The organism is Methylobacter tundripaludum, assembly GCF_002934365.1.
In the GTDB taxonomy this organism is placed as follows: Bacteria; Pseudomonadota; Gammaproteobacteria; order Methylococcales; family Methylomonadaceae; genus Methylobacter_A; species Methylobacter_A tundripaludum_A.
Map to the genome: position 1 here is coordinate 18,288 of NZ_PTIY01000011.1, position 25,901 is coordinate 44,188.

The 25,901-nt window shown below is 50.0% G+C and carries 33 protein-coding genes and 1 pseudogene; 21 read left to right on the top strand and 13 right to left on the bottom strand.

Annotation, left to right across the window (positions count from 1 at the left end):
• The first annotated feature begins 2 nt into the window (after nucleotides 1-2).
• From B0F88_RS13475 to B0F88_RS13485, 3 genes are all read left to right on the top strand, one after another.
• Nucleotides 3-515, top strand: a complete 513-nt coding sequence (locus B0F88_RS13475; protein ID WP_104424455.1) for a hypothetical protein — start codon at nucleotides 3-5, stop codon at nucleotides 513-515.
• 8 nt (nucleotides 516-523) lie between these two features.
• The gene (locus B0F88_RS13480; RefSeq protein ID WP_104424456.1) at nucleotides 524-967 is read left to right on the top strand and encodes a universal stress protein; all 444 of its coding nucleotides are present in this window, start codon (nucleotides 524-526) and stop codon (nucleotides 965-967) included.
• 86 nt (nucleotides 968-1,053) lie between these two features.
• Complete coding sequence (locus B0F88_RS13485) at nucleotides 1,054-1,482, top strand: TM2 domain-containing protein (RefSeq protein WP_104424457.1); 429 nt, start codon at nucleotides 1,054-1,056, stop codon at nucleotides 1,480-1,482.
• A 73-nt stretch (nucleotides 1,483-1,555) separates the two neighbouring features.
• Here the strand turns inward: B0F88_RS13485 and B0F88_RS13490 are convergent, their stop codons facing one another.
• From B0F88_RS13490 to hisB, 10 genes are all read right to left on the bottom strand, one after another.
• Complete coding sequence (locus B0F88_RS13490) at nucleotides 1,556-1,759, bottom strand: cold-shock protein (protein WP_104424458.1); 204 nt, start codon at nucleotides 1,757-1,759, stop codon at nucleotides 1,556-1,558.
• A 303-nt stretch (nucleotides 1,760-2,062) separates the two neighbouring features.
• A complete protein-coding gene (gene tatC / locus B0F88_RS13495; RefSeq protein WP_104424459.1) occupies nucleotides 2,063-2,872 on the bottom strand; it encodes a twin-arginine translocase subunit TatC in 810 nt (269 codons plus the stop codon).
• Entirely contained in the window at nucleotides 2,859-3,209 is a 351-nt protein-coding gene (tatB, locus tag B0F88_RS13500) for a Sec-independent protein translocase protein TatB (protein ID WP_104424460.1), read from the bottom strand. The genes tatC and tatB overlap by 14 nt, the downstream gene beginning before the upstream one ends.
• A 5-nt stretch (nucleotides 3,210-3,214) precedes the next feature.
• Entirely contained in the window at nucleotides 3,215-3,427 is a 213-nt protein-coding gene (gene tatA, locus B0F88_RS13505; RefSeq protein ID WP_104424461.1) for a Sec-independent protein translocase subunit TatA, read from the bottom strand.
• 24 nt (nucleotides 3,428-3,451) lie between these two features.
• Nucleotides 3,452-3,769, bottom strand: coding sequence for a phosphoribosyl-ATP diphosphatase (locus B0F88_RS13510; protein WP_104424462.1), 318 nt, complete (start codon nucleotides 3,767-3,769; stop codon nucleotides 3,452-3,454).
• The gene (gene hisI, locus B0F88_RS13515) at nucleotides 3,766-4,158 is read right to left on the bottom strand and encodes a phosphoribosyl-AMP cyclohydrolase (protein WP_104424463.1); all 393 of its coding nucleotides are present in this window, start codon (nucleotides 4,156-4,158) and stop codon (nucleotides 3,766-3,768) included. Before hisI ends, B0F88_RS13510 begins: the two co-directional genes overlap by 4 nt.
• The gene (gene hisF, locus B0F88_RS13520) at nucleotides 4,155-4,928 is read right to left on the bottom strand and encodes an imidazole glycerol phosphate synthase subunit HisF (protein WP_104424464.1); all 774 of its coding nucleotides are present in this window, start codon (nucleotides 4,926-4,928) and stop codon (nucleotides 4,155-4,157) included. Before hisF ends, hisI begins: the two co-directional genes overlap by 4 nt.
• A gap of 2 nt (nucleotides 4,929-4,930) precedes the next feature.
• On the bottom strand, nucleotides 4,931-5,665 hold the full coding sequence (hisA, locus tag B0F88_RS13525; RefSeq protein ID WP_104424465.1) for a 1-(5-phosphoribosyl)-5-[(5-phosphoribosylamino)methylideneamino]imidazole-4-carboxamide isomerase: 735 nt from the start codon (nucleotides 5,663-5,665) through the stop codon (nucleotides 4,931-4,933).
• Between the two features lie 41 nt (nucleotides 5,666-5,706).
• A complete protein-coding gene (gene hisH / locus B0F88_RS13530; protein ID WP_104424466.1) occupies nucleotides 5,707-6,351 on the bottom strand; it encodes an imidazole glycerol phosphate synthase subunit HisH in 645 nt (214 codons plus the stop codon).
• 26 nt (nucleotides 6,352-6,377) lie between these two features.
• Nucleotides 6,378-6,971, bottom strand: coding sequence for an imidazoleglycerol-phosphate dehydratase HisB (gene hisB / locus B0F88_RS13535; protein ID WP_104424467.1), 594 nt, complete (start codon nucleotides 6,969-6,971; stop codon nucleotides 6,378-6,380).
• A 660-nt stretch (nucleotides 6,972-7,631) separates the two neighbouring features.
• Here hisB and B0F88_RS13545 point away from each other — a divergent pair.
• The 18 genes and pseudogenes from B0F88_RS13545 to B0F88_RS13630 all read left to right on the top strand — a co-directional run bounded on the left by B0F88_RS13545 (nucleotide 7,632) and on the right by B0F88_RS13630 (nucleotide 23,732).
• Nucleotides 7,632-9,311 (top strand): DUF342 domain-containing protein, encoded by a 1,680-nt coding sequence (locus tag B0F88_RS13545; RefSeq protein WP_104424469.1) that lies wholly within the window; start codon nucleotides 7,632-7,634, stop codon nucleotides 9,309-9,311.
• Between the two features lie 435 nt (nucleotides 9,312-9,746).
• Nucleotides 9,747-9,962 carry a DUF1289 domain-containing protein gene (locus B0F88_RS13550; RefSeq protein WP_104424470.1) on the top strand — a complete coding sequence of 72 codons (216 nt, stop codon included), beginning with the start codon at nucleotides 9,747-9,749 and terminating at the stop codon, nucleotides 9,960-9,962.
• A 7-nt stretch (nucleotides 9,963-9,969) separates the two neighbouring features.
• Nucleotides 9,970-10,242: a SemiSWEET transporter gene (locus B0F88_RS13555; protein ID WP_104424471.1), complete on the top strand. Its 273-nt coding sequence runs from the start codon at nucleotides 9,970-9,972 to the stop codon at nucleotides 10,240-10,242.
• Between the two features lie 214 nt (nucleotides 10,243-10,456).
• Nucleotides 10,457-11,500: a methyltransferase domain-containing protein gene (locus B0F88_RS13560; RefSeq protein ID WP_104424472.1), complete on the top strand. Its 1,044-nt coding sequence runs from the start codon at nucleotides 10,457-10,459 to the stop codon at nucleotides 11,498-11,500.
• A gap of 3 nt (nucleotides 11,501-11,503) precedes the next feature.
• Entirely contained in the window at nucleotides 11,504-12,097 is a 594-nt protein-coding gene (locus B0F88_RS13565) for a sigma-70 family RNA polymerase sigma factor (RefSeq protein WP_104424473.1), read from the top strand.
• Nucleotides 12,090-12,290, top strand: a complete 201-nt coding sequence (locus tag B0F88_RS13570; RefSeq protein WP_104424474.1) for a zf-HC2 domain-containing protein — start codon at nucleotides 12,090-12,092, stop codon at nucleotides 12,288-12,290. The genes B0F88_RS13565 and B0F88_RS13570 overlap by 8 nt, the downstream gene beginning before the upstream one ends.
• Nucleotides 12,291-12,303: 13 nt before the next feature.
• Complete coding sequence (locus B0F88_RS13575) at nucleotides 12,304-12,525, top strand: GDCCVxC domain-containing (seleno)protein (protein WP_104424475.1); 222 nt, start codon at nucleotides 12,304-12,306, stop codon at nucleotides 12,523-12,525.
• A 556-nt stretch (nucleotides 12,526-13,081) separates the two neighbouring features.
• Nucleotides 13,082-13,411: a hypothetical protein gene (locus B0F88_RS13580; protein ID WP_104424476.1), complete on the top strand. Its 330-nt coding sequence runs from the start codon at nucleotides 13,082-13,084 to the stop codon at nucleotides 13,409-13,411.
• A gap of 160 nt (nucleotides 13,412-13,571) precedes the next feature.
• Nucleotides 13,572-13,964, top strand: coding sequence for a carboxymuconolactone decarboxylase family protein (locus B0F88_RS13585; protein WP_104424477.1), 393 nt, complete (start codon nucleotides 13,572-13,574; stop codon nucleotides 13,962-13,964).
• Nucleotides 13,965-13,984: 20 nt separating this feature from the next.
• Nucleotides 13,985-14,881: an HvfB family MNIO-type RiPP peptide maturase gene (locus tag B0F88_RS13590; RefSeq protein ID WP_374953587.1), complete on the top strand. Its 897-nt coding sequence runs from the start codon at nucleotides 13,985-13,987 to the stop codon at nucleotides 14,879-14,881.
• Complete coding sequence (locus tag B0F88_RS13595) at nucleotides 14,878-15,639, top strand: HvfC family RiPP maturation protein (RefSeq protein WP_104424479.1); 762 nt, start codon at nucleotides 14,878-14,880, stop codon at nucleotides 15,637-15,639. Before B0F88_RS13590 ends, B0F88_RS13595 begins: the two co-directional genes overlap by 4 nt.
• Nucleotides 15,632-16,069, top strand: coding sequence for a hypothetical protein (locus B0F88_RS13600; protein ID WP_181049907.1), 438 nt, complete (start codon nucleotides 15,632-15,634; stop codon nucleotides 16,067-16,069). Before B0F88_RS13595 ends, B0F88_RS13600 begins: the two co-directional genes overlap by 8 nt.
• Nucleotide 16,070: 1 nt before the next feature.
• The gene (locus B0F88_RS13605; RefSeq protein ID WP_258076668.1) at nucleotides 16,071-17,189 is read left to right on the top strand and encodes an inorganic phosphate transporter; all 1,119 of its coding nucleotides are present in this window, start codon (nucleotides 16,071-16,073) and stop codon (nucleotides 17,187-17,189) included.
• A gap of 101 nt (nucleotides 17,190-17,290) precedes the next feature.
• Nucleotides 17,291-18,040, top strand: coding sequence for a DUF547 domain-containing protein (locus B0F88_RS13610; RefSeq protein WP_258076669.1), 750 nt, complete (start codon nucleotides 17,291-17,293; stop codon nucleotides 18,038-18,040).
• 25 nt (nucleotides 18,041-18,065) lie between these two features.
• Nucleotides 18,066-20,232 (top strand): annotated as a pseudogene (lpdA, locus tag B0F88_RS13615) (dihydrolipoyl dehydrogenase).
• 11 nt (nucleotides 20,233-20,243) lie between these two features.
• On the top strand, nucleotides 20,244-21,191 hold the full coding sequence (gene arsS / locus B0F88_RS13620; protein WP_104424480.1) for an arsenosugar biosynthesis radical SAM (seleno)protein ArsS: 948 nt from the start codon (nucleotides 20,244-20,246) through the stop codon (nucleotides 21,189-21,191).
• Nucleotides 21,192-21,706: 515 nt separating this feature from the next.
• Nucleotides 21,707-22,825 carry a methyltransferase domain-containing protein gene (locus tag B0F88_RS13625; RefSeq protein WP_104424481.1) on the top strand — a complete coding sequence of 373 codons (1,119 nt, stop codon included), beginning with the start codon at nucleotides 21,707-21,709 and terminating at the stop codon, nucleotides 22,823-22,825.
• A 19-nt stretch (nucleotides 22,826-22,844) separates the two neighbouring features.
• A complete protein-coding gene (locus B0F88_RS13630; RefSeq protein WP_104424482.1) occupies nucleotides 22,845-23,732 on the top strand; it encodes an HD-GYP domain-containing protein in 888 nt (295 codons plus the stop codon).
• Nucleotides 23,733-23,870: 138 nt separating this feature from the next.
• Here the strand turns inward: B0F88_RS13630 and B0F88_RS13635 are convergent, their stop codons facing one another.
• The 3 genes from B0F88_RS13635 to B0F88_RS13645 all read right to left on the bottom strand — a co-directional run bounded on the left by B0F88_RS13635 (nucleotide 23,871) and on the right by B0F88_RS13645 (nucleotide 25,524).
• Nucleotides 23,871-24,548: a cupin domain-containing protein gene (locus tag B0F88_RS13635; RefSeq protein WP_104424483.1), complete on the bottom strand. Its 678-nt coding sequence runs from the start codon at nucleotides 24,546-24,548 to the stop codon at nucleotides 23,871-23,873.
• Nucleotides 24,549-24,623: 75 nt separating this feature from the next.
• On the bottom strand, nucleotides 24,624-25,244 hold the full coding sequence (locus B0F88_RS13640) for a glutathione S-transferase family protein (RefSeq protein ID WP_104424484.1): 621 nt from the start codon (nucleotides 25,242-25,244) through the stop codon (nucleotides 24,624-24,626).
• Nucleotides 25,231-25,524, bottom strand: a complete 294-nt coding sequence (locus tag B0F88_RS13645) for a hypothetical protein (protein WP_146083353.1) — start codon at nucleotides 25,522-25,524, stop codon at nucleotides 25,231-25,233. The genes B0F88_RS13640 and B0F88_RS13645 overlap by 14 nt, the downstream gene beginning before the upstream one ends.
• Nucleotides 25,525-25,901: the final 377 nt, after the last annotated feature.

Genomic DNA, 25,901 nt, shown 5'->3' on the forward strand with positions numbered 1-25,901 from the left:
TCATGTTTGAAATCATAAAGCTGTTATTCGATATTTGCCTGTTTAAAAAAGGCCCGCAGGATTTGCCGTATTCCCTATGGTTGTTGCGGGTGTTGGCCGTTGCCGACGTTATCGTCAGCTTTTTAATGGTCAGTCTCGGTACGAAGTGGCTTGATTCGCTGTTACAGGCCCTTGTTTCAGTCTTGCTGATTGTCGTATTCAGCTGGGTTTTGTTATATCTTGCCCGAAAGCGGGGGCGATTTTATCAAACCGCCAGCGCCTTATTAGGCGCCGATGCGGTAATCAGTTTTTTTGCGCTGCCGGCAATGGGCTCAATGGTGATCGGGCAAGGCTCTTTATTGGCATTTATTGTGACAATGGGCTTAATGATTTGGCATTGGGCCGTTACCGGGCATATTATTCGCGATGCGCTGGGACAAACCTTGGTTTTTAGTTTAGGCTTGGCGTTTTTATACATATTCGGATCATATCAGGTGATGGCTTTGTTGTTTCCTGAAGTTGCCGGCGTTGAATAGGAGAAATGATGGAAAGCTATAAACATATATTACTGGCGGCCGACTTTTCCGAGCACGGCGAGGCCGTTGCCGACAGAGCAAAAGATTTGGCCGGGAAATATCAGGCAAAACTGGGTATTGTGCATGTGATGGACAATTTACTGATTGCCGATGCGGCTTATGGTTCGACGATCCCTTTTGATCTTGATTTAACCGCAGAATTAATGACGGCGGCAAAAAAGAGACTGGCCAATTTGGCAGAAAGATTGAATATTGCTGAAGATTGCCGGTGGCTGGAAACGGGCAGCCCTAAATTGGAAATCATCAGGGTTGCGGAAGAAAACAATGCAGATTTGATCGTAGTCGGTTCGCACGGACGGCATGGCTTCGCCTTGTTGCTGGGGTCGACCGCAAACGGAGTGCTGCATCATGCGCGGTGCGATGTTTTAGCCGTGCGTTTGTATGATGATTGATCTTGAAAGCCGGATTATATCGGTATTGTAATGTTCACAGGGCGAAGATGGCCGATGCGGCATCCTATTTTAAAGGTAGATGATAAATGATTGGACAGATTGAAAGCTATGATCCCGATAAGCAAACCGGGGTGATAAAAAATGAGGGTGGGTTGTTTACGTTTCATTTGGAGGATTGGGTCGCCGATGTACCCCCCGATGAGGGCGATGACGTTAACTTTGACGCTGACGGAACAATTGCGAGCAATATTAACTTGGTCGGCGCGTATTTGGAGCCGCCTAAAGCCGTTAAATATAAATACCTGGCCGCCGTGTTGGGAATAGTTTTCGGTTGGACAGGCGTGCACCGGTTTTACCTGGGTTTTTACCGGCTTGGTTTTGCCCAGTTAATGTTGACTGTGGTGCTTTATGTAACCGGACTGCCTGGATTTGCCGCGTTGTGGGGGTTTTTAGAAGGCGCTCTGCTTTTTGGCGGTCATATCAATAAAGACGCCAAAGGCCGCCCTTTAAAATAGTTTTCAAAACGAGAGATAAAAAAAAGCCCTTGTGAGTCGGCTCACAAGGGCTTTTTTTTAGATCAGGACATTCTTAGTTAGAACGCACATTAGCGGCGGTTAAGCCTTTGGGACCTGATTCGATGTCAAAAGTGACTGTTTCGCCTTCAGTCAGGGTTTTAAAGCCTTCGCCCTGAATAACTGAATGGTGAACGAAAACGTCTTCGCCGCCGTCAGCCGGTGCGATAAAACCAAAACCTTTCGTGTTGTTAAACCACTTTACGGTGCCTGTTGCCATTTTGAAACTCCTAAAATAAAAACTTACGGTTAACACAGAACTACAACATTGATAACCGGACAACCTAATAATTTAGGAATCCCTTAACTCAACATCTGTTTTCTGACGCAGCGTATTGTACTGTCTTTTTTATGATACTGTCATCCGCAATCTGCCTGCTGAGAGCCTACTTTTGCCGGTTGTCGGGTCGGCGCTCTCTGTCGATATATTGATGCCCGGATCTTTGGCTGTTTTAACCGGCAGCTAATCGGTCAGTTATGCGTGGAACTGGGTTCCGTTTTGTAAATAGCGCTTCCCAATGTCTTATTCATCTTCTTGGTGTTCAATCTGATCCAGCCGGGCTTCCGTTTCGGCGTCATCCGGGGCGGGGTAATGGCTGTCAGGCTTGGGTGCGAAAAGCCTTGAGCATAACAGGCCCAGCTCAAACAGCATCCACATCGGCACCGCCAGCAATGTTTGCGAGATGGCGTCGGGGGGCGTTAAAACGGCCCCTACGATAAACGCGCCGACGATCACATAAGGCCGTTTGTCGGCAAGACCTTCGGGCGTGATCATTCCGGTCCAGACTAATACGATGGTGAATATAGGTACTTCAAAACAAACGCCAAACGCAAAAAACAGCGCCAAGACGAAATCGAGATACTTGGCAATATCGGTCATGACCGCTACGCCAGTGGGTGCGGCAGCGGTCAAAAAGCCGAAAACCAACGGAAAAACCACGAAGTAGGCAAAGGCTACGCCCATATAAAACAGCAGGGTGCTGGCAATCAGCAGCGGTAAAATCATGCGCCGTTCGCGCTTATACAAGCCTGGCGCTACAAACGCCCAGAACTGGTAAAGAATGTAGGGAACGGAAATAAAAACCGAGACGATCAACACCAGTTTGAACGGCGTGAAGAAAGGGGAGGCCACGTCAATAGCGATCATCGTGCTGTTTTTCGGCATGTGCTGAAGCAAGGGGCCGGCCAAGAAGCTGTATATTTCATTGGCGTATGACGCCAGCCCCAGAAACACGATCAACACGCATAGAATGGCTCGCAACAGGCGGTTGCGCAGTTCAATCAGATGACTGATAAAGGGTTGTTCGCCCTCGTTATATTTATTTGGGTTCATGCTGTTCGGCGCTATCTGACGGTAATCGCACGATGTCGTCGTTCTGCGTTTTTGTTGCCGCCTGCGTCGGGTCGAATGTGGCTTTAAGCGAGTTGGACGTCTCGTCGAGCATTTGCTGGACGTCGTCGTGCAGAGCGGACTGCTCTTTAAATATCTGGCGCATTTCTTCGGCTTGCAGCTCCAGTTTGATTTCTTCCTTGACCGAAGCCACCATGCCGCGTGTCTTGCCCAGCCAGTACCCGGCAATTCGGGCTACTTTCGGCAATCGTTCGGGGCCGATCACTAGCAGGCTGACCAAACCGATCAGGCAAAGCTCCGAGAAGCCGACATCAAACATGGGCGTTAATCTTTATCGTTTTTTTTGGAAGTGACTTCGCCTTCGATGGCTTCGCCTTTATCTTCGGCGGCTTTGTCTTCTCCCCCTTCTTTCATGGCCGTGCGAAAGCCTTTGATGGCTCCGCCCAGATCTGCGCCTATATTGCGCAGGCGTTTGGTGCCGAACACGACAACGACGATGGCTAATACAACTAATAAGTGAGTAACGCTGAGGCCCATTTTAAACTCCAATGGTGAAGGACTTTACTTGTTACGTTGCGCCTTTTCTTCCAGACCGGACAAGCCGAAACGACGTTGCAGTTCCTGCAATACGTCATCGGGTCCCAGTCCCTGATCGGCCAGCAACACCATGCAATGAAACCACAAATCGGCGGTTTCATAAATAATCTGTTTTTTATCGCCGTCTTTGGCGGCGATGACGGTTTCAGTCGCCTCTTCGCCGATTTTTTTCAGTATGCTGTCCAGTCCCTTTGCATACAGGCTGGCGACATAGGATTTATCGGCAGACTCCAGTTTACGCTGTTCCAGAATTTGCGCCAGTTGTTGTAATACGTCGCTCATGATTTTTTATAAATAGTTGCGGGATCTTTCAAAACCGGGTCGACGGCTTGCCATTGTCCGTCGACCAGCTTGCGATAAAAACAACTCTCGCGGCCGGTATGGCAGGCAATGCCGCCTTCCTGCTCGACTTTAAGTAAAATCACGTCTTCATCGCAATCCAGAAACAGGCCGATCACTTTCTGCCTGTGCCCGGATTCCTCGCCTTTGCGCCATAATCTGCCGCGCGATCTCGACCAGTAAACCGCGTAACCTTCGGCGGCGGTTAAGGCTAATGACTCGCGGTTCATCCAGGCGAACATCAGCACTGTTCCCGTGTCAGCCTGCTGAGCGATAACCGGTGCCAGTCCGTCTTCGGTCCAGCGTATTTCGTCCAGCCAGGATGCGCTCACAGCCGTACCTCGATGCCGCGCGAGGCCATGTGTTGTTTGGCCTGCTCAATGGTGTATTCGGCAAAATGGAAAATACTGGCTGCCAATACCGCATCGGCCTTGCCTTCGATAATGCCGTCAGCCAGATGGTCGAGATTGCCGACGCCGCCGGATGCAATGACCGGCACCGATACCGCCTCGCTGATGGCGCGGGTCAACGGCAAATCAAAACCTTCACGGGTGCCGTCCCTGTCCATGCTGGTCAGCAGGATTTCCCCCGCGCCGTAGTCGACCATTTTTTTCGCCCAGGCTATCGCATCGATGCCGGTCGGCTTGCGGCCGCCGTGGGTGAAAATCTCCCACCGGCTGGTTTCGCCGGGGAGGCTGGTTTTTTTTGCGTCGATGGCGACCACGATGCATTGCGAGCCGAAACGCTGCGCCGCCTCGCGGACAAACTCAGGATTTGAAACCGCCGCGCTGTTAATGCCGACTTTATCGGCGCCCGCATTCAGCATGCGGCGAATATCTTCCAAGGTCCTGATGCCGCCGCCGACCGTCAGCGGGATAAAAACCTCGCTGGCGACCTGCTCGACGACATGGGCAATGGTGTCCCGATTATCGTGCGTGGCGGTAATATCCAGGAACGTGATTTCATCCGCGCCTTCGCGGTCATAGCGTCTGGCGATTTCTACCGGGTCGCCGGCGTCACGAATGTCGACAAATTTTACGCCTTTAACGACGCGGCCGTTATCGACATCCAGACAGGGGATAATGCGTTTGGCTAAGCTCATGGTTACTCAAATGATTCTGCTAATTTTTCGGCTTCTTCAAAATCCAGCGTGCCTTCGTAAATCGCCCGGCCGGTGATCGCGCCCATAATGCCGTCGCCTGCGACAGCGCCCAGGGCTTTGATGTCATCCATATTGGTGATGCCGCCGGACGCAATGACCGGAATCCGAATCGCGCGCGCCAGTCTCGCAGTGGCTTCGACATTGACGCCGGACATCATGCCGTCCCTGGAAATATCGGTATAGATAATGGCCTCGACACCGTATTCCTCAAAATGCCGGGCCATATCGACCACATCGTGTTTGGACAGTTTGGACCAGCCGTCAATAGCCACCTTGCCGTCTTTTGCATCCAGCCCGACGATGATGTGGCGAGGATATTCCAGCGCCATATCCCTGACAAAATGCGGCTCGTTAACCGCCTTGGTGCCGATAATGACGTACTCCACGCCGGCGTTAAGATAAGCCTGGATCGTTTCTTCATCGCGAATGCCGCCGCCTATCTGCACAGGTACATCGGGGTAGGCTTCGACGATGGCGTGAATCACGTCGGCATTTTTTGGTTTTCCGGCAAACGCGCCATCCAGGTCAACCAAATGGATTCTTTTTGCGCCCGCGGCAACCCATTTGCCTGCTACGGCGACAGGGTCATCGGAAAAAACCGTATTATCATCCATGCGTCCCTGACGCAAACGAACACATTTTCCCTCTTTTAAATCGATTGCAGGTATTAACAACATAAACAGTGAGTCCTCAATGGCGTGTAATCAGTCAAAAGTAACTAGGCTTGTCCATCCCAATGCAAAAAATTCTTCAGTAGCTGCAAACCAACCGCCTGACTTTTTTCGGGGTGAAATTGTACGGCAAACACATTGTTTTGCGCCAAGGCGCAGGTAAATGCATCCGGGTATTGCGTAGTCGCCGCCGTTATTGCGGCATCGTCAGGCTGCGCATAATAGCTGTGTACAAAATAAAAGCGGCTGTCCTGAGGGATATTCTCCCATAGCGGATGTTGCTGTTGCTGATGGACCTGATTCCAGCCCATGTGCGGAATTTTGAGTAAATTTCCGTCGCTGTCTTTTAATGATTCGGGAAAACGCACGACATGCCCGGCAAAAACGTCCAGGCAGGGGGTGCCGCCGTTTTCTTCGCTGTCGGTCAACAGCGCCTGCATGCCTAGGCAAATTCCCAGTAAAGGCTTGCTTTTGGCAACCTGTTGGATAACGGCAGACAAGCCCGAGTGATTGAGGGCCTGCATACAATCCCGAATTGCGCCGACGCCGGGGAAAACCACCCGGTCGGCGCGAAGGATCGAATCGGCGTCGGAGACACAAACAACTTCGACTTCAGGCGCTGCATGTTGCAGCGCTTTTACGATTGAATGCAGATTACCCATTCCGTAATCAATTACAGCGACAGAAGACATAAGAAATACAGGATTAAGATTAAAAGTTAGAGACTGCCCTTGGTTGACGGCATGATGCCCGCCATACGCGGGTCGGCGGTAATCGCCATGCGGATGGCCCGGCCCATGGCTTTAAAAATAGTTTCAGCGACGTGGTGGGCGTTTGCGCCTTTCAGGCTGTCGATATGCAAGGTTACGCCGGCATGGTTGACAAAGCCCTGAAAAAACTCGCGGAACAAATCAACATCAAAACTGCCGATCATGGCTTTCGGGTATTTGACTTCATAAAACAGGCCGGGTCGGCCGGAAAAGTCGATCACGACGCGCGACAAGGCTTCATCCAACGGTACATAGGCGTGCCCGTAGCGATAAATGCCTTTTTTGTCCGCCGTGGCTTTGGCAAACGCTTGGCCCAAGGTAATGCCGATGTCTTCAACGGTGTGGTGGTCATCAATTTCCAAATCCCCTTTGGCTTCAATATCCATATCGATCAAGCCGTGTCTGGCAATCTGATCGAGCATGTGTTCGAGAAAAGGGACGCCGGTTGAAAACGAGGATTGACCCGATCCATCCAGGTTAATTTTGATTTTGATTTGAGTTTCGAGCGTATTCCGCTCTACTTCCGCAGTACGTTGAGCCATGTTTGCATTATTAATATTGGTGACTGCGGCATTCTACTATGACAAGCAAGATTTTGCAGTGTTTGTTATTCATGGCGGCCGATGGAAATGTCCCGATTGGAAAATGACAGGCAACTGAAGTTATCCGTACCGTGTCGATGCCGCTCAAACATGCCATAACAGCCGACACGGCGTCATTTCAAGAGTACGCCAAGTTAAGCCTTGACCGGCTTTTTTCAAGGGGGTTTTCTGGGACAATAGCCGCGCCGCCAAAACAGAAGACGGATTTAATCAGTTTTAACAGGACGTTGCCAAGGATGGAGTGCAGCGCCAACCAAGCAGGCGGCGATCTTTAATCCCAGTACATCCTCGTGTGCTGGGATTTTTTTTAAATCGGCAAAACGCGCTCGGTGTGAACGACGAGGAGCGTTGCCGCGAGCTTCTAGTCGAGCAAGAAAAACCCCGGCAAACTCCGGCCTATACAGATAATCCCGCTGTTCAGCAGCCTGTCGAAGGGCTAAATCAGCGCTTCTTTAATAATGTGCTATCTTTAAGTCGGACTTCAGACATTGTTCCCGTGTTTCGCCTACTGTGGGCGATGACGTTCAAATTGATAGGGCAGGGTTCATGTTGTATATTCCCAACGCTGATAAGCAGCAATAATTCTCCAAGGAGCAAGTCGTGAATGATGCGTCACTTACCGATGTGTTGACGTTTAAGCTGAGCGATGACGGCAAGCTGCTTGCCGCATTTGAACCGTGTGAAAGCAAGCCTCCCGTTGATGAGGCGGCGATCAAGATGGCCCTGGCTAAGCAAGGTTTATCCAGCTTGTTTCTGTATGAAAATTCACTCTCGAATCTGGTACAGCAATACAACAGTCTTAATGAGAGCTTTGTGCTGGAAATAGGCGAGCGCCGCGATGGCGTATGCTCGATCCACATTGCCGATGACAAAATGACCGCCAGTCTTACCTTAACCCCTCCTTACGGCGGCGCTCCAGTCGGGTTGCTTCAAATCCAGCTTGCCTTACAGGAAAAAGGAGTGGTCAGCGGCATCATGAAAAATGAAATTGAAGCCGCGTTGAAGGAAGGTTACGCCAAGGAGCGCGTCATTGCCAAAGGACTGCCTCCGGTGCGGGGTATTGACGCGCGGTTTCAAAGCCTGATACCTGAAATAAGGGAACGGAAACCTCGGGTGGACGAACACGGCATCGCCAACTACCGCGATCTTGGGCAGCTTATTGTCGTCAGGCCCGGCGATCCGTTGATGTTCCGCACCCCGCCCACCGAAGGCAAAAAAGGGCGGGACATTACCGGACAAATCCTGATGCCCGAACCAGGACAGGATACGCCGTTTGCATCGGGATTGCAGGGCGTAGAGATTGATTCGAATGCGGAGCTTGACCCGGATCATAATACGTTATTGCTGGCTGTGATTGCCGGTCAACCCAAGCTGGTTCCTAACGGCGTTATCGTGGAACCCACCATCGACCTGCCGCGGGTGGATCTTTCAACCGGTAACATGAATTTTGACGGCACCATTAATATCAAAGGCGATATTAAGGACGGGATGAGAATTTGCGCGTCGGGAGACGTGTTCGTGGGCGGGATCGTCGAAGCGGCGGAAATTGAAGCGGGTGGAAATATTGTCGTCAAAGGCGGCGTGATCGGTCACAGCGAACATAGCGGCGACTCAAACGAAACGCCTACCTTTAATGCGAGAATTATCAGCAAAGGCTCAATCAGCGCACGCTTCGCCGAGAATGTCTGCATGGAAGCGGGCACCGATATTATTATCGAAGAATTCTCCATGCATAACCATCTGACCGCGCTTAACCGGATATTGGTCGGAAAATCAGGCGGAAAAAAAGGCCGCATCATCGGCGGCATTACCTGCGCGTCAGTTCTGGTAAAAGCGGCCATAATCGGTTCAAACGCCGGTTTTATAACCAAGATCAAGGCGGGCTTTAACCCTTATCTTCAGGCGCAGTTGGACAAGCTTAAGCTTGAGATTGACGTGAGTGAAAAGGAGCTGGAAGACCTCAAGAAGATTATCGCCTTTGTGTTGGCGCATCCCGAAAAAGATAAAAACGGGCTGTTAAACAAAGCGTTGCATACCAGGGAAAAAGTTGAGGCCGATTGTACCCGGCTGCATACCGAACGCGCCCATTTGCTGTCGGAAATGACGCTGGCCGAGAACGTCCAGGTTATTGTTGAAGACTCCGTCCATTGCGGCGTGGAGATTCAGATCGGCAACTCGATTTGGAAAAATAACGAAGAACGCGGCAAAGGCGTGTTTCAAATCGTTGACGGCGCCATTGATTTTGGCAACATCATGTTGAGCGTCGACAGATCGCAGTAACACTAACCGACGTTACACGGTCTTTATTTGTTGCAGAAAGGCGCCGCTAACGCGACGGCTATTTGAATCCGGTTCTCGCGGCTGAAAGCGAGTTACTTTTTTTGCGTCGCCTTAAAGCGCCCGCTTTCGGTTCCCCCCTATATTGCACTATCCCCGCGTCGGCGCGGGCAAGGATTGTAACGGCTGATTTTCCGTGTGGTAAAATCTCGCCAGGAGAAGTGGCGGCGGTCGCCGCACTATCTTCCCATTACCCTAAAAAATCAGTTGAGTCTTCCAAATGGTGAGGAGTGGAATCCGCTCATGCTTCGACAAGGCTCTCCTGAGCGTAGTCGAAGGGCTCAGCACGAACGAACGGTTTCCGCACGTTCCAATTGATTCTTTTAGAATGAAACCCCTGGCTTTTGAACAAGTCTGCAAACACGTAGAGGAGAGATTATGAAATTTAATCCATGTATTGATAAATGTACTTACGAAGGAACCCATTGCGAAGGCTGCGGCCGATCCCGCGAAGAAATAGCGGAAACTAAAAAGCTGGTCATGGCCTTAGTCGATTTTGCCCAAACACAGGGCTATGAGAACGTTGATGATTTTGCGAACGCGATCGGGCAAAGCATCGCTAAAAAACTGAAAAAATCCGCATCAGGAAAATAGTGGCGCTATGACGCACGTTGAAATTATCGGCTATATAGCCGCGACACTGACTACCGCCTCGTTTGTACCCCAGGCGGTATTGACGATAAAAACAAGAAACACCGAATCCCTTTCTTTCGGCATGTACAGCGCTTTTACCCTGGGCGTGTCATGTTGGCTTATTTATGGGATTTATCTCGCCGATAAGGCGATTATATTTGCCAACGCAATTACACTGTTGCTGGCCGCATCGATACTTTTCGTTAAGATCCGTAATATGGTTGGCAAGAAAAAAGCATAATTAGCTTAGCCGGATATTTTTTGTAAGGATTCTTGTCCTCTTAACGACTATTTATATAGTTCGGCGAAGGAGAACCCAATGATCACAATTGCGGCGGCAGGGCCGGTGCCGAAGTAACCGTATCAATTGCGCTACCCCGGCTGCCGACATGGCTATGTTCAACCGTTATGCGCCGGTAGCGGTCGTTTTTAATCTGAAACATTGGAAATCTCTCATGACTGTCAATATAGAAATCAGCGAGTCCGTCCGCCATTATTATGGACAGGTTCTGCAATCCAGCAATGACCTGAAAACCAGCGCCTGTTGCAGCATCGACGCGATGCCGCATCACTTAAAAGCCTTGCTGGCCGACGTGCATCCTGAAGTACTGGAACGTTTTTACGGTTGCGGTTCGCCGCTGCCGCCGGTTTTAACAGGCAAGACCGTGCTGGATTTGGGTTGCGGCTCAGGCCGCGACTGCTATCTATTGTCGAGACTGGTCGGCCCTGCGGGGCGGGTGATCGGCGTCGATATGACGCCGGAGCAACTGGAAGTCGCCGTGCGGTATCAAGATTGGCATGCCGAACGCTTCGGTTACGCCAATGTCGAATTCCTGCACGGGCATATCGAAAACCTTGCCGCTGTCGGTATCTACGATAACAGCATCGACGTGGTGGTTTCCAATTGCGTGATCAACCTGTCGCCGGAAAAGCCACGGGTACTGGCGGAAATATTCCGGGTGCTGAAGCCGGGCGGCGAACTGTATTTTTCCGACGTCTTCGCCGACCGACGCATTCCCGACGCCTTGCGTCAAGACCCGGTGCTGCTCGGCGAATGCCTGGGCGGCGCTTTGTATTGGGAAGACTTTCGGCGGATTTTGCAGGAGTTGGGTTGCCCCGACGTGCGCGTCGTCAAACAAAATCCGATTAGTCTCGATGATCCCGAAGTCGCCGACAAAATCGGCATGGTCAAGTTCCGCTCAGCGACCGTCCGCGCTTTCAAACTGCCGCTGGAAGACCGTTGCGAGGACTACGGCCAAGTAGCCTGCTATCTTGGCGGCATTCCCGAACATCGGCATGCCTTCGATCTGGACGACCACCATCATTTCGAAACCGGTCGGCCGCTACGGGTGTGCGGCAACACCGCCGACATGCTCGCGGCCAGCCGCTATGCCGGGTATTTTCAGGTGTTGGGCGGTAAATCCCGCCACTTCGGCTTGTTCGACTGCACGCCGGGGCAACAAGGCGAGTCGGCTGCGGTCGACGGTGCGTGTTGTTAAGCGGTGACAGCCTCATTATTATTGACTGAACAGACGCTGGCCGCGCAAAGGCCGGTGCTGTTCCGCTACGCTCTGCTGCAATTGCGCGACAGCGCGTTGGCCGACGACGCCGTGCAGGAAACGCTGCTGGCCGCCTGGCAATCGGCGGCGGGCTTCGAAGGCAAGGCGGGCTTGCGCACATGGCTGATCGGCATCCTTAAACATAAAATCGCCGACCATTGGCGGCGTAGCGCCCGTGAAGCCGTTGCCCCGGACGTTGACCGGGCTGACGACGGCGAAGCGGAAGAAGACGATTATTTCATCAGCAGCGGCCACTGGAACGGCGGCCCCAAAGCCTGGGCCGATCCCGAGGCTGCGTTAAAGCAGCAGGAATTCTGGGCGATCTACGAGGTCTGTCAAAACAACCTGCCGCCGAAAATGGCTAACGTGTTCATGTTGCGCGAATTGGTCGGTCTTGACGCCGATGAAGTGTGCCGGGAAGCGGAGCTTAGCGAAGCCAATTACTGGGTCATCATGCACCGGGCGCGGCTCAGGCTGCGCGAATGCCTGGAAATCCGCTGGTTTAACAACACCCTACAGGATAAACGCCATGCGTAGTTGTCGAAACATTTCCGCCTTGGTTTCTCAGGGAATGGATAAAAAATTGAGTTTGCGCGAGCGTTTTGCAGTGCGGATGCATCTGATGATGTGTACCCGTTGCCGCAATTTCCAATCCCAGAGTCGGTTTATCCGCAAGGCGGCGCGCCGCTATGTCGACGCGTTGCAAAGCCGGTTAGACAACAAATCGTAAATTAAGGATTGCCATGAACAACGTCATTTTGGAATCCGCGTTGGTTTGCCCTGAGTGCGGTTACCGCAAAACCGAGCCAATGCCCTCGGATGCCTGTCAATGGTTCTATGAATGCCAGGGTTGTCATAGTCTGCTAAAACCCAAAACCGGCGATTGCTGCGTATTCTGTTCCTATGGCAGCGTCGCCTGTCCTCCGGTTCAGCTGCACGGCAAACATTCGGGCTGTTGCGGGTGATGAATCGTCCCGAAAACTCAGTTAAGGAACATGCATGAAATAACTTGAGCAAGTTTTATTTTTCATTTTTTAACCATGAAGGACATGAAGCGGCATGAAAGGTTTAAGTCTTCATGTCCTTCATGCTCTTCGTGGTAATTGCCTAAATTAATTTAGGCACTATCCTAAGCCACGGATGAACGCCGTGATATGCCGGCCCTTCTCGCCAAGATTTTTCAAGCATCGAGACGGCGCGCCCTACGGCGAGAACTTTTAATGGCGTTTCCTTGACTTAATGGCGGTGATACGCCGTGTGGAAATGTAGTAAAGGCTTGTCCTGAGGCGTGTCGAAGGTGGTCCCTCTTATCTGTGAAATCTGTGTCCAATGATGGTTTTTAGGGGCTCATAGACTTCAAAATCATCCTCCGTTTGGACGATGGTTCGACAAAAATTCAGTTATCCCAAAAAGTTTTTGTAAGGAATACGGATTGCCCCCGACTGATGAGGCAGGAAGGTTTTACAGCATATGCCGTTAAAGCTTTCCTGACATTCATCAATCACTTTTGGAGTAATCAATATGAATAAAAAAACCTTATCTTTGACCTTGGGCGGCGCGATTGCATCCTCTTTTTTAAGCATGTCCCCCGCCATTCAGGCCGGTGAGAATCCGTTTGCAATGGCCAACATCAATACTTCGCAACAGCTTGCCGCAGCCGACGAAAAAATGAACGAAGGCGGTTGCAGCGGCAAATTGAAAGAAGGCAAGTGCGGTGAAGGCAAATGCGGCGGCAACAAAAATAAAATGAAGGAGGGCGGTTGCAGCGGTGCTGCTAAGCCGGAAGAGAAAATGAAAGAAGGCGGATGCGGAGACAAGATCAAAGAAGGCGGTTGCAGCGGAAAAATGTAGCAGCCCTAAAGAAAGCCGCCTGTAATTCATAGGCGGTATTTAATGGCCGTCCGCAATTTTTCTGTTTCAGACGCTGTAGGGCGCGCCGTGCGCGTCCTGCATACGCGGGATAAATTATCGGGATAGCTGTAATCGCATCTGACCCATATCGGGAATAAACATGGCAAACATAAATTTAATCGATGAAGCTGAAGCCGCCGAACCGGTCTTATCCATTTACAACGACATCAAGAAAACATTCGGCATGGATTTCGTCCCCGGCATGTTCAAGGCGATGGCCAATAACCCGGCCTATCTGGAAGCCAGTTGGAATCGCTATAAAGTCATCATGGGGCCGGGAAAACTGGACCGGAAAACCAAGGAAATTATTGCGGTCGCGGTTTCTACCGTCAACGGTTGCGAATATTGCATCAACGCGCACACCGCCGTGCTTAAGAAATTGGGCCTAGGCGATGCCGAGATAACGGAGCTTATGGCGGTGGTCGATTTATTCAGCGGCTTTAACAAGCTGCTGGACGGTTTGCGGGTCGAATCCGATATTTTCCCTACCTAAGCTTGTTCAATAGGCTAAGCATGATGAAAACTTTTGCTGTTAACGGCGCCGGGCTGGGGCTGCGACGGGAGCTTTTACCGGCGTTGGAATCGGGCGTTCCCGGAACGATTGACTTTTTCGAAGTGTCGCCGGAAAACTGGATAGATATAGGCGGCAGATTGGGCAAGATCTTTCGCGGCTATACCGAACGCCATAGCTTCGTGGCGCATGGGCTGTCGCTGTCTTTAGGCGGCCCGGCGCCGTTGGATATAGCTTTTTTGCGGCGCATGAAGGCCTTTCTCGATGAACATAACTTCGTGCTCTACACCGAACACTTAAGTTTTTGCAGCGACGAGGGGCATCATTACGACCTCTACCCGATCCCGTTCACCGGGGAAGCGGTGCGCCATGTCGCCGGACGCATTCGTCTTGCGCAAGACATTCTTGAACGCCCGATTGCGCTGGAAAACGCCTCCTACTACGTCAAGCCGCCGTTAGCTGAAATGGACGAGCTGGCCTTTATCAATGCGGTGCTGACGGAAGCCGATTGCCCCTTGCATTTGGACGTGAACAACATCTACGTCAACAGCCTTAATCACAACTACGACGCCGCCGCATTTTTAACCGGGCTGTGCGGGGAGCGGATTGTTTACGGGCATGTTGCGGGGCATGATTTGGATAAGTCGGGAGTGATTATCGATACGCACGGGCAAGCGGCTTGCGACCCCGTCTGGCAATTATTGGAACTGGCTTACCGGACATTCGGCGTGTTCCCGACCTTATTGGAACGGGATTTCAACATACCGCCGCTAGCCGATTTGTTGGTGGAAGTCGGGCATATCGCCGACTTGCAACGGCATCACGGCTACGGCATTGCGCCTCGCGCCGCCGGGTGGCTACCTCTTTTGCCAGTGCAAGCCGGTCGGGAAACCGCATGATGGCCTTTCGACAGGTACAACGGCAATTTTTAGCGCATTTGCGCAACCCCGTGCAACAACCTTTGCCCTCGGGGTTTGTCAAACAGGATGTGGCGATTTATGTTGACTTGCTGTACAACAAATTCAACGATAGCCTGACTGCCTGCTTCCCCGTAACGTATGCGATTTTGGGTGAAACGGCTTGGCAGCGGCTGCTGAAAGACTTTATCGCCGAACATCGTTGCCGGTCGCCTTATTACCGGCAAATCCCCGATGAATTTATCCGGTATTTGCAGACCGAATGGGTCGATCATACCGGACTGCCTTATTTGCTGGAACTGGCGCATTTCGAATGGGTAGGGCTGATATTGGCGATTACCGATGCCGAACCCGTTGTTAAGAACGAGACTGCGGTTAACGATTGGCTGGCATGCCACCCCGTTTTCGCGCCGGTCTTGCAGTTACTGCATTATGTCTATCCGGTACAGCGCATCGATGAAAATTATCAACCGGCTACGCCCTCGGAACAGGCAACGCATATTTTAGGGTTTCGGGATAGAGATGATACCGTGCAGTTTATTGAATTAAACCCTGCAACGGCGCGGCTGGTAGACATTTTGCATAACACTGATAATACCTACACCGTCCGCGAAGCAATAGAACAAATCGCCGCCGAGTTACAACACCCTGAACCGTCCGCGCTGTTTACTTTTGGCGTTGCAACCTTGACGGATTTAATGCAGCAAGGCGCTATTTTGGGCAGGGCGGCGGATGATTAATCAAAAACAAAAGTTAGAACTGTCACTGGTTTTATTAAGATTAAGTGTGTTTTTAGTCATGCTTATGTGGACGCTGGATAAATTGGTTAATCCCGGCCATGCCGCAAAAGTTTATGAAAAGTTTTATTTTCTCTCAGGTTTGGGGCATGAGCTTATGTACGCACTCGCGGCGGTTGAACTCATCGTTCTGTTGTTATTTGTGTGCGGTGTTTATAAAAAATACAGCTACGGAGCCGTGTTAATTTTTCATGCCGTTTCAACTTTGTCTTCATTCAAACAATATTTATCGCCTTATGAAGCGGGGAATTTATTGTTTTTCACTGCGTGGCCGATGCTGGCGGCATGTATCGCCTTGTTTTTGTTAAAGGATCAGGATGTACGATTATCGTGCGGAAATAAAGTTAAAAACCGAGTTTTTACGAGGATTTAAAATGATTTTTTTAAGCCTGTTAATCATTGCTACCTGTTTCCTGGCTTATGCCAACGGCGCAAATGATAATTTTAAAGGCGTTGCCACCTTGTTCGGCAGCGGCACGAGCAGTTACCGCAATGCTATCGGTTGGGCAACCCTAACGGCTTTCGCCGGTTCTGTTTGTTCCATTTTTTTAGCCGAAAAACTGCTTAAAAGTTTTTCGGGTAAAGGCCTGGTTCCCGATGCGGTCGCACTCTCGCCTGAATTTTTATTAGCCGTCTCAGTGGGTGCAGGCATAACGGTTTTAGTCGCCGCCTTAAAGGGTTTTCCTATTTCCACGACTCACGGTTTAACAGGAGCCTTAGTGGGTGCGGGACTGATGGCGGTCGGTACGGAGATTAATCTTTCCGTGTTGGGCTCGGCTTTTTTTATCCCTTTGTTGGTCAGTCCCTTAATCGCGGTTATCTTGGGCGCCGGGGTTTATTTTGTATTTAGAGCGGTACGCATTCAATCGGGCATAAACAAAGAATACTGCGTCTGCGTTGGACAAACGGAAACCATCGTCCCGATCCCGCGGCCTGATTCATGCTTTGCCATGACCACTGTTACCGGCATTGAAGCAAGTATTGATAGCGAAGCTGTCTGTCGGCAGCGCTATGTCGGCACGGTTTGGAAAATCAACAGCCAAAAATTATTGGATGTTTTTCATTACCTGAGTGCCGGGGCGGTTTGTTTTGCACGGGGCCTGAATGACACGCCTAAAATCATGGCTATTTTAATGTCCGCTCATGCCTTGGGAATGCAATCCGGCTTGTTGTTGGTCGGTTCTGCGATTGCGATAGGCGGTTTATTGCATTCGCGTAGAATCGCGGAAACGATGGGCAAGAAAATCACCCCGCTGAATCATGGGCAAGGATTTTCCGCCAACCTGGTGACCGCTTTTTTGGTTATTTTCGCCAGTCAATTAGGCGTTCCGGTATCAACGACGCACGTCTCGGTCGGCGCTGTGTTCGGCATAGGCGCGATTACCCGGCAAGCGAATGTCGGCGTAGTTTCTCAGATTGTGTTGTCATGGGTATTAACCTTGCCGATTGCGGCTTTTTTTAGCGCCTGTATTTACGGGTTCTTCATGGTTTAAAAATAAAACTTGCTCAAGTTACTTAACACCGCGCAATTGTGTAAGGTTTCGCCTTCTCGTGCGACTTAATAGCATCATACATAAATAACAAGGTACACATCATGCGTTTGACTAAATCCTTATTACTTGCCGCGGCGCTGAATTTAATGCTCTCAGCCGCTGCTTTTGCCGCCTCGCCTGACTGGAGCGTGTACGCCGAAACTTTACAAACGGTCAAATCCGGTAAAAAACACGATACCCCGCTTAATCTGGTGGATTATTCAGCCTTGAAAAAATCGGGACAACTGGAAGCGGCTTATCAGCTCATCAACACCTTTCCCGTTGAAACATTGGCAAATAGAGAAGAAAAACTGGCGTTCTATATCAACGCCTACAATATTCTTGCCCTGAAAATGGTGCTGGATCATTGGCCTGTAGACAGCATTAAAGACGTGGGAAATCTGTTAAGTCCCGTTTGGAAGAAAACAGCGGGGGTGATTGGCGGACAAGAAGTCTCGCTGGATGCGATTGAAAACGAGGTGTTAAGGCCGATGGGCGAACCGCGCATTCATTTTGCCATTGTCTGCGCTTCAGTCAGTTGCCCCGATTTACGCACCGAACCTTATAGCGCGGACAAGCTTAATGCGCAGTTAGACGATCAAGCCGGATTATTTCTTAACAACGCCCAAAAGGGCTTGAACGATGACGGCAAGGTGATTCACGTTTCAAAAATTTTCGACTGGTTTGACAACGATTTTAAAGCGGTCGGCGGCATTGAGGCGTTTATCCGTCAACATCGCAGCGGATTATCAAAATCCGCTATCAAAGCCGATATTGACTACGATTGGTCACTTAATAGTGCCGGCGAATAATTGTTATAGCCCTTGGAATAGCAACATGAATACACCCAAAATTGTCTTACTGCTGGTGATTGCCGGCGCCATCGCCGCTTTTTTTTACTTTAACGGCCAGCAGTATTTGACGTTGGCGATGCTTAAATCGCAGTACGCCGGTATTGCGGCTTTTCGTGATGACCATCCGATACCGGCGATTGCGGTTTATGGGCTGATTTATATTGCGGTGACCGGTTTATCGTTGCCCGGCGCGGCTATTTTAACCTTGGCCGGCGGGGCGGTATTCGGTTTGTTCTGGGGGACGGTGATTGTTTCTTTCGCCTCGACCATCGGTGCGACACTGGCGTTTTTAGCGGCGCGGTTTTTGTTTAAGGACAGTATCCAAGCCAAGTTCGGCGACCGCTTGCAAGCGATCAATGACGGCATTGCGCGGGATGGAGCCTTCTATCTGTTCACGTTACGACTTGTGCCGCTGTTTCCTTTTTTTGTCATCAACCTGTTAATGGGTTTAACCTCGATAAAGGTCCGCACCTTTTACTGGGTCAGCCAAATAGGCATGTTGGCCGGAACGCTGGTGTATGTGAATGCCGGTACGCAACTGGGCAAGCTGGAGTCTTTATCCGGCATTTTATCTCCCCTTGTTGTCGGGTCTTTTGCGTTGTTGGGAGTGTTTCCACTGATGGCAAAAAAAGCCATTGAATTTATTCAACAACAAAGGAAGTCGGATGTCTGAATCAGTCGCTAAAAAATGGCTTAAGCCAAAACACTTCGATAACAATTTAATCGTTATCGGTGCAGGTTCCGGCGGCTTGGTCACGTCTTATATTGCCGCTGCGGTTAAGGCAAAAGTCACGCTGATTGAAAAACATAAAATGGGCGGCGATTGTTTAAATACCGGCTGCGTGCCGTCTAAAGCGTTAATCCGTTCGGCCAAGTTTTTATCGCAGGTCAGCCGCTCGGCTGAATTCGGCATTAAGAGCGCTCAAGCGGAATTCGAGTTTGCCGAGGTGATGGAGCGTGTACAAAATGTCGTTAAAGCCGTTGAACCGCATGATTCGATAGCGCGTTACAGTGAATTAGGCGTGAATGTGTTAACCGGCACGGCTAAAATCGTTTCGCCTTGGCAAGTGGAAGTGACTACCGAAACAGGCGTGCAAACCCTTAGCACGCGCTCGATTGTGATTGCCGCGGGCGCGCGTCCTTTTGTGCCGCCGATTCCCGGCTTGGATGATGTCGGTTACCTGACTTCGGATACTGTCTGGAATTTGCGCAAAAAACCTAAACGCTTAGTGGTGTTAGGCGGCGGCCCTATTGGCTGTGAGTTGGCGCAAGCCTTTGCCCGCTTAGGGATTGAAGTCACCCAAGTTGAAATGCTGCCAAGGATTATGATGCGTGAAGACAGCGAAGTATCGGCTTTGGTGACGGCTAAATTTCGCAAGGAAGGCATTAAGGTTTTAGTCGAACATAAAGCCAAGCAGTTTATCGTTGAAAATGGCGAGAAAATCCTGATCGCCGAACATGACGGCAAAGAAGTCCGTATTGCCTTCGACGAAGTTTTATTAGCGATTGGACGCGTAGCGAATATCTCAGGCTATGGCGTTGAGGAAATGGGCATCGCCTTATCGCCACGTAGAACCATTTTGGTTAACGCCTTTCAAGAAACCAATTACCCGAACATCTACGCTTGCGGCGATGTCGCAGGCCCTTACCAGTTTACCCATACCGCCGCGCATCAAGCCTGGTACGCCGCGGTCAATGCGTTGTTTGGTTGTTTCAAGAAATTTAAAACCGATTATTCGGTGATCCCGTGGGCAACCTTTACCGATCCCGAAGTCGCCAGAGTCGGCTTGAATGAACAGGAAGCCAAAGAACAAGGCATTGCTTATGAGGTCAGCATTTACGGCATTGATGATTTGGACAGGGCGATTGCCGATAGTGAAGCGCATGGTTTTGTGAAAGTCTTAACCGTTCCGAATAAAGATAAAATTCTGGGCGTAACGATTGTTGGCGAACATTCCGGCGATTTGATTGCCGAGTTTGTGTTGGCGATGAAACACGGTTTAGGGCTGAATAAAGTGCTGGGAACTATCCATATCTACCCGACGATGGCGGAGGCGAACAAATATGTTGCGGGAGTTTGGAAACGCAATCACGCGCCGCAAAAATTATTGGTGTGGGTTCAGCGTTATCACGCTTGGCGCAGAAACTAACTGAGGTTTTTATGCTTGATTCCTTACCCTATTTAAAAAACTCCGATTTTCCCGCGATTAGCCGCAACAAGCTTGAAATTCTGCAAGTCAATCTGGGCTATTTATGCAATTTGAGTTGTACGCATTGCCATGTCAATGCCGGCCCGAAACGCACCGAATTAATGGACAAAGCCACGATGGATGAGATTTTAACGTTCATTGACAGTCATGCGGTCCATACCCTGGATTTAACGGGCGGCGCACCCGAAATGAACCCGCATTTTCGCTATCTGGTGACGCAAGCCCTGGACAGAGGCTTAAAAGTCATCGACCGCTGTAATCTGTTGATTTTAATGGAACCGGGTTTTGAATGGCTGGCAGGCTTTCTGGCAAAAAATCGGGTTGAAATCGTAGCTTCCTTGCCTTGTTACCTGAAAGACAACGTCGATAAGCAGCGCGGTAAAGGCACGTTCGATGCCAGCATAACGGCTTTACAAAAGCTGAATGCACTGGGCTATGGCCAGGGTAATAGCGATTTACAGCTCAATCTGGTTTTTAATCCGCAAGGCGCGACCTTGCCGCCGGAGCAACAAGCCCTTGAGCGCGATTACAAACAGCATTTATACGAACATTTCGGCATTGTGTTTAACCATTTATTTGCCCTCGCCAACCTGCCTGTGCAGCGTTTTGGCAGTGTCTTACTGAGTACGGGACAATTTGATAATTACATGAACTTACTCAAAAACAACTTTCAGGCCCCCAATTTGGACAAGGTGATGTGTAAAAACACCTTGAGCGTTGACTGGCAGGGTAAGGTTTATGATTGCGATTTTAATCAAATGCTGAAACTGCCGTTAGGGACGGATAACAAAACCCATATTCGCCAAGTTGCGGACTTAACGGGCAAAGCTATTAACACCTTGCAACATTGCTACGCCTGCACCGCAGGGCAAGGCAGTAGTTGTACGGGCGCGATTTAATGTCCACGAAAGGCACGAAAAACACGAAATATTTTCTCGTTCCCACGCGCCGCGTGGGAATGCAGTGCAGGACGCGCTGCGTCCCGTATACGCCAGACGTTGATCGTGATTCGCGGCGCAGAGCGCCTTGACTGCATTCCCACGGAGCCCGTGGGAACGAGAGCGAATGATTATTCACTTCGTGTCATCGGAATAAATTAAGCGCGATTGCCCTGAGTGAACAAAGCTCTCGGCAACCGCTCCTGCGTTGCCTACATGGATGTAGGTACTTAGCGTGAGCAGGAGCGGAAGCTGCGCCTAAAGCGCCTACTGTTGGTGCTCTACCTCCTGCATCCTTGCAGTCGTAGCTTTGCGAGCCGGGAAGCTAGAGCTTCCCGTACTGAATTCCCAAGCAGGAGCTTGGGAACTAGCACGATCAGCGTCTGGCGTCTCAATGCGCCGCGTTGAACAGTAGACCGTAGCGCGTGGGAACTAGGTAAGAAAACTAATTAATTTTTTATTTATTTGGAGAAGCTATGACTATCGAAACAGGCGTTTTACAGCGTTATTCAGAAGGCGCGGAAGCTGTGCAACCCGAATTGTGCTGCCCTGTTGATTATGACCGTGAATTGTTGGCGCTATTGCCGCAGGAAATTATCGATAAGGATTACGGCTGTGGCGATCCCTCGCGTTATGTACAGAAAGGCGATGTGGTGCTGGACTTGGGTTCAGGCTCAGGCAAAATCTGCTACATGGCGGCGCAATTGGTCGGCGATAGCGGCAAAGTCATCGGCGTGGATATGAATGACGATATGCTCAATTTAGCGCGTAAATATCAAGTTGAGATGGCAGTAAAAATAGGCTCGGCTAACGTCGAATTTGTGAAAGGGCAAATTCAGGATTTAGCCTTGGATTTAGCCGCGATGAATCAACATTTAGCCGAAAATCCGATTGCGACTGCCGAAGACGTGATTCATTTACGCGCCTGGCAGGAAAAACAGCGCAAAGAATCGCCCTTAATCGCCGACAATTCAGTCGATTTGGTGGTTTCCAATTGCGTACTCAATTTGGTGCATGACAGCGACAAAGAGCAATTGATTCAAGAGATTTTTCGCGTCGTTAAACCCGGCGGACGGGTCGCCATTTCCGATATTGTCAGCGACGAACTGGTGCCGCCGCATTTAAAAGCCGATACCCACTTGTGGAGCGGCTGTATTTCAGGGGCGTTGCAAGAACATGAGTTTTTACAGGCTTTTGTTGCCGCAGGTTTTGTGGCGGTGGCTTATGACAAATGGGAAAGCCAGGCCTGGCAGGTGGTTGAAGGCATTGAGTTTCGTTCGGTTACCATTACCGCCACCAAACCATCATCCGAACCCTGTCTGGACAAAGGTCATGCGGTGATTTATCGCGGACCTTTTTCTAAAGTGTATGACGATGAAGGCCATGTTTTTTATCGAGGGCAACGCATGGCTGTTTGTGAACGCAGTTGTAAATTGCTGACCAGCGGAGCGTATGCCGACCACTTTATCGGCATTGCCCCCGTGCTGGAACAATCGCCGCAAAACTGGCACCATGCTCCGGGTGCATTAAGGCCTGCGGCTGAAACCAAAGGCGCAGCCCATAAAGCGGACTGTGCATCATCGGGTTGTTGTTAAAAAGGGTTAGGGTTTTATCATGCTATCAAAAACTAAAATCGATGATTTTTTGCAAACGCTTTACACCATGGCTTTTTTGGTTGAAGCGCGCGATGCTTATACCGGCGGGCATTTATGGCGGGTATCGCAATTGACCGGGCGTTTAGCGCTAGCTTCCGGATTATCGCGTAAAGAAGCCGCCACAGCCGCATTAGGCGGTTTTTTACATGACTTGGGCAAAGTCGGCGTACCGGATGCTATTTTGAACAAAACGGATAAATTGACCGATACCGAATACGCGATTATCAAAACCCACCCTGAAGTTGGCGTGCGTGTGTTGCACGGGCATCCGCTGACCGGGCTTATTCATGATGCGGTGCTGAGTCACCATGAGCGCATCGATGGGCGCGGTTATCCTAACGGTATTACCGAAAGCGCAATCACACAGGTGGCGAAAATGGTCGGCTTGGCGGATGCGTTTGATGCGATGACCAGCAGCCGCCCGTATCGTGCCGGTATGCCGATAGTGGCTGCATTGGAGCAAATCGAAATAAATTTAGGTCGGCAGTTTGACAAAAAACTGGGCGAACGGTTTATTGCCTTGGGTCGTGCCGGGGAATTGAACGCTATTGTCGGACATAGCGATGCCGGTATTCCATTACATAGTTGCCCGATATGCGGGCCTGTGGTCGTGGTTAAACGCGAACAAAAAGCAGGCGATGCCGTGTATTGCCGGGTTTGCGGCAATGGCTTTCACTTGGCCGAAAAACATGACCATGCCTTACAGCTTGAACCCAGCCATAAAAAAGGCAGCCCCGCCGATTTAATGATGGATATAGATTACCCGTTGCTAAATCAACTGATTGAAAATGTCGCCCCGTATTTGTCCACCGGCAAAAGCCATTGGTGGAATTGGCGTTGTGCGTGAAAACTTGAATCATATTTTATGATTTTAGGGGGCGTTCTGAACAAGTTGATTCCATTCATGGCTCGACAATTTCACCATGAATAAGATCCACCACTTACCTTTCATCTTGAGTTCGTAGAAAATTTAATCGGGAGGTTCTTAGTTGTTTGGAGCGTTTACAAACCGAAGATGTCCGGTTTTAATCCAAACGCGTGTACCGAATGAACCCGCTGTTGCCACGATTTTGCTATCTATCGGAGCACGTAGCCAGGACTGGCTTTGTAAGTGATCGCCGCTTTCCTCAAAACTGCCTTCTAAAACAAAAAGTTCTGTTCCCCAGGTTGCGGTGATATTGACTTTCGCCCCCGGTTGCCAAACTTCTACCCGCACTTCTTCGTGAGTATCCTGGTAGAGTGGGATGACTGAAACCCCCGGTCGTTCAAGTACTGGCTTTGCTTTCATGCTGTTGATGTTCAGCCGGACAGGATTGCGGTCATCGGGATCGAATTGCCATAGCTTGACGAAGATCGTACAACCCTTTACCGAGCCGGGTGTGTGCTGCGTCAGTGGTGGGTTACGAATATAAGAACCGGCAGGATAGATGCCATGCTCATCTTCAAAAACGCCTTCGACAACAATGAATTCTTCGCCGCCGCTATGAACATGCGCTGAAAACCAGCTGCCCGGATCATAGCGCACTAGCGTGGTTGCCCGTGCGACTTCATCACCGATCCGATCCAACATCTTGCGTCCGACTCCTGCAATAGGAGAATCCTTCCAAGCCATTTCCTTGCCGTGAACAACGACTCTTTGCGCAAAATCGGCATTGATTTTCATGATTTTTCACTCTTTAAAGCTTAATTGAAGGAGAACGGAAATAGTATTTCGATGACTATTTCCGAGTCGATGCAGCTACCCTGCAATACTGGGGCGTTTGGCGATGTGTTCCCGCCATACGCGTAGGTTTTTCAGGTCTAGCGGGATATCTATTTTGGCGAAATCTGCAAATGCAAGCCCCGCAAAAACGGTAATATCAGCCATCGAGAACGAATCCCCTGCGATATAAGGTTGAGCGCTGAGCACCGTGTTGAAATAACGCATACCACTTAACGCCCGTTCGCGCTGTTTTTCTCCCCACTCCCTGTTTTGATAGGTTTCCAGTTCAGGCCCAAGCCCTGGCGTTGCATGATGAAAATAGTCTACCGCTGCATCCAGGAGGTTTCGTTCCCCACGCCGTTGCATCATGTGGATGATTGCCCTTTGCTTAGGTGTTTTGCCGGTCAAAGAAATTCCATCAAACATATGGTCCAGATATTCGGTAATGGCCGTACATTCGGAAATGGTTGTGCCGTCATCCAGTTCGAGTACTGGTATCGCGGCAGTTGGATTTTTAGTCAAAAATTCCGGCTTGCGGTGTTCGCCATTAGGAACATTAATGGTGATAAACTCAACCTTATCAGTGATCCCCTTCTCGGCTAAAGCGATTCTTACTCGCGCTGGATTAGGAAGGCCTTCAAAATCATAAATTCTCATTGTTGTCTCCGATAATTAATTTGGGATAAAAACTATGATCGCCAATGGTGATCGTTTGTTGGTCAAGCAGGTTGGCAAGTCCTTCGGCTACGTCAACGCTATCCTCAATAGACAAATTAGCAATAATGCCGAAGCCGTTATTACTTAACCGGCTAATCATCAAACCTGTCAGATGTTTGACTTTGCTGCATATCAACGATTGAACGGCGTTAAAAAGTTGCTGTTCAACTATGCTGCCGCCTAATAAACTGGCTACCTGAAGCGCATGATTGATTTTCATATAAATCAGAGTGTTCTCGGAAGTTCCGCTCTGAGATAAATGCTGTAGCGCTTCGATAAATAAGGGTCTTAACAGTAAAGTCATGGCTAAGCTTATCGATTCCTGAATTTTCTGTATGACTGGACGCTACAGTAGGTCGATACGCAATACGGCACCAGATACGTCAACGCTATCTTCAGCAATTCTTTCATGCCCAAACCAATGCAGGTGAGATTTTTCAGAGACGGAATTACACGCATCAATCTAACAAGTTCGAGAAATCTATCGCCATAGTTAATAGACGCAAGCACAGTGCCGACAAAAATCGCAATCCGAAATGCACTGTTACGAGTATCCTTGCATAGGGCTATTTTTAACCAGTATTTCATCAATTCTTG

Coding starts and splice junctions, on each gene's coding strand:
- hisH (WP_104424466.1), bottom strand. CDS start 6,351: ATGTCTTCTGTCGCTGTAATTGATTACGGAATGGGTAATCTGCATTCA.
- B0F88_RS13560 (WP_104424472.1), top strand. CDS start 10,457: ATGACTGTCAATATAGAAATCAGCGAGTCCGTCCGCCATTATTATGGA.
- B0F88_RS13585 (WP_104424477.1), top strand. CDS start 13,572: ATGGCAAACATAAATTTAATCGATGAAGCTGAAGCCGCCGAACCGGTC.
- hisA (WP_104424465.1), bottom strand. CDS start 5,665: ATGTTGTTAATACCTGCAATCGATTTAAAAGAGGGAAAATGTGTTCGT.
- arsS (WP_104424480.1), top strand. CDS start 20,244: ATGCTTGATTCCTTACCCTATTTAAAAAACTCCGATTTTCCCGCGATT.
- B0F88_RS13625 (WP_104424481.1), top strand. CDS start 21,707: ATGACTATCGAAACAGGCGTTTTACAGCGTTATTCAGAAGGCGCGGAA.
- B0F88_RS13510 (WP_104424462.1), bottom strand. CDS start 3,769: ATGAGCGACGTATTACAACAACTGGCGCAAATTCTGGAACAGCGTAAA.
- B0F88_RS13575 (WP_104424475.1), top strand. CDS start 12,304: ATGAACAACGTCATTTTGGAATCCGCGTTGGTTTGCCCTGAGTGCGGT.
- B0F88_RS13630 (WP_104424482.1), top strand. CDS start 22,845: ATGCTATCAAAAACTAAAATCGATGATTTTTTGCAAACGCTTTACACC.
- B0F88_RS13480 (WP_104424456.1), top strand. CDS start 524: ATGGAAAGCTATAAACATATATTACTGGCGGCCGACTTTTCCGAGCAC.
- B0F88_RS13605 (WP_258076668.1), top strand. CDS start 16,071: ATGATTTTTTTAAGCCTGTTAATCATTGCTACCTGTTTCCTGGCTTAT.
- B0F88_RS13590 (WP_374953587.1), top strand. CDS start 13,985: ATGATGAAAACTTTTGCTGTTAACGGCGCCGGGCTGGGGCTGCGACGG.
- B0F88_RS13485 (WP_104424457.1), top strand. CDS start 1,054: ATGATTGGACAGATTGAAAGCTATGATCCCGATAAGCAAACCGGGGTG.
- B0F88_RS13550 (WP_104424470.1), top strand. CDS start 9,747: ATGAAATTTAATCCATGTATTGATAAATGTACTTACGAAGGAACCCAT.
- B0F88_RS13635 (WP_104424483.1), bottom strand. CDS start 24,548: ATGAAAATCAATGCCGATTTTGCGCAAAGAGTCGTTGTTCACGGCAAG.
- hisF (WP_104424464.1), bottom strand. CDS start 4,928: ATGAGCTTAGCCAAACGCATTATCCCCTGTCTGGATGTCGATAACGGC.
- B0F88_RS13555 (WP_104424471.1), top strand. CDS start 9,970: ATGACGCACGTTGAAATTATCGGCTATATAGCCGCGACACTGACTACC.
- hisB (WP_104424467.1), bottom strand. CDS start 6,971: ATGGCTCAACGTACTGCGGAAGTAGAGCGGAATACGCTCGAAACTCAA.
- B0F88_RS13600 (WP_181049907.1), top strand. CDS start 15,632: ATGATTAATCAAAAACAAAAGTTAGAACTGTCACTGGTTTTATTAAGA.
- B0F88_RS13645 (WP_146083353.1), bottom strand. CDS start 25,524: ATGAAAATCAATCATGCGCTTCAGGTAGCCAGTTTATTAGGCGGCAGC.
- tatB (WP_104424460.1), bottom strand. CDS start 3,209: ATGTTTGATGTCGGCTTCTCGGAGCTTTGCCTGATCGGTTTGGTCAGC.
- B0F88_RS13640 (WP_104424484.1), bottom strand. CDS start 25,244: ATGAGAATTTATGATTTTGAAGGCCTTCCTAATCCAGCGCGAGTAAGA.
- B0F88_RS13475 (WP_104424455.1), top strand. CDS start 3: ATGTTTGAAATCATAAAGCTGTTATTCGATATTTGCCTGTTTAAAAAA.
- B0F88_RS13610 (WP_258076669.1), top strand. CDS start 17,291: ATGCGTTTGACTAAATCCTTATTACTTGCCGCGGCGCTGAATTTAATG.
- B0F88_RS13580 (WP_104424476.1), top strand. CDS start 13,082: ATGAATAAAAAAACCTTATCTTTGACCTTGGGCGGCGCGATTGCATCC.
- B0F88_RS13595 (WP_104424479.1), top strand. CDS start 14,878: ATGATGGCCTTTCGACAGGTACAACGGCAATTTTTAGCGCATTTGCGC.
- tatC (WP_104424459.1), bottom strand. CDS start 2,872: ATGAACCCAAATAAATATAACGAGGGCGAACAACCCTTTATCAGTCAT.
- tatA (WP_104424461.1), bottom strand. CDS start 3,427: ATGGGCCTCAGCGTTACTCACTTATTAGTTGTATTAGCCATCGTCGTT.
- B0F88_RS13570 (WP_104424474.1), top strand. CDS start 12,090: ATGCGTAGTTGTCGAAACATTTCCGCCTTGGTTTCTCAGGGAATGGAT.
- B0F88_RS13490 (WP_104424458.1), bottom strand. CDS start 1,759: ATGGCAACAGGCACCGTAAAGTGGTTTAACAACACGAAAGGTTTTGGT.